General features: G+C 62.0%; 1 protein-coding gene. It reads right to left on the bottom strand.

The features are described 5' to 3' along the window. Nucleotides 1–8: 8 nt before the first annotated feature. On the bottom strand, nucleotides 9–843 hold an 835-nt coding region (locus A5736_RS23460), incomplete at its 5' end, for an IS30 family transposase (protein ID WP_076248933.1).

The following is an 843-nucleotide window of genomic DNA, read 5'->3' on the forward strand; positions in this document are numbered from 1 at the left end:
GGGTGGATTCAAGGTTTGGTTGCAACAGGGGTTTGTGGTGGGGCTGACAGTAGTCGATCGAGGATTTGGGCGGGGCTGTCCCAGTCGAAGCGTTTGCGGGGTCGGTTGTTGAGTTCGACGGCAACCTCATCGAGGTAGGCCGCCGAGTGCACCGATAGGTCGGTGCCTTTCGGGAAATATTGGCGGAGAAGCCCGTTGGTGTTCTCGTTAGAGCCGCGTTGCCACGGTGAGTGGGGGTCGCAAAAGTAGATATCGATGCCGGTGTCGATGCTGATACGGGCATGAGCGGCCATCTCAAGGCCTTGGTCCCAAGTCAGGGTCTTGCGGAGGTTCTCTGGGAAGGCTTTGATTTTGGCGATCATGGCTTGAGCGACGGCATCGGCGCTGCGGCCCTGCGGTAGGTGCAGCAGCTGCACGAATCCGGTGCTGCGCTCGACCAGAGTGCCTATCTGTGAGGCCTGGTTTTTGCCGATGATCAGATCGCCTTCCCAGTGCCCAGGCACGGCGCGGTCCTCGGCCTCGGCGGGGCGCTCACTGATGTTGATCATGCCCGGGATGTGGCGGTGTTCGGTGGCGGTGCGTCGTGTTCTGGGTTTGCGCAACGCCCGCCCAGTGCGCAAACAGCGGTGCAGCTCGCGGCGCAGTTCGCCACGTCCTTGCACGTAAAGCGCCTTGTAGATGGTCTCGTGGGACACCTGCATCTCCGGGCGATCAGGATAGGTTTTGGCCAACACCCCCGCGATTTGCTCGGGGCTGTAGTTCTTGACCAACAACGCTTCCACTTCGGCACGAAGCTCGCCGCAGCGCCCTAGCTTGCCGGTCTTGGGACGACGCGCCCGCGCC

The organism is Mycobacterium sp. SP-6446 (assembly GCF_001954045.1).
GTDB lineage: Bacteria > Actinomycetota > Actinomycetes > Mycobacteriales > Mycobacteriaceae > Mycobacterium.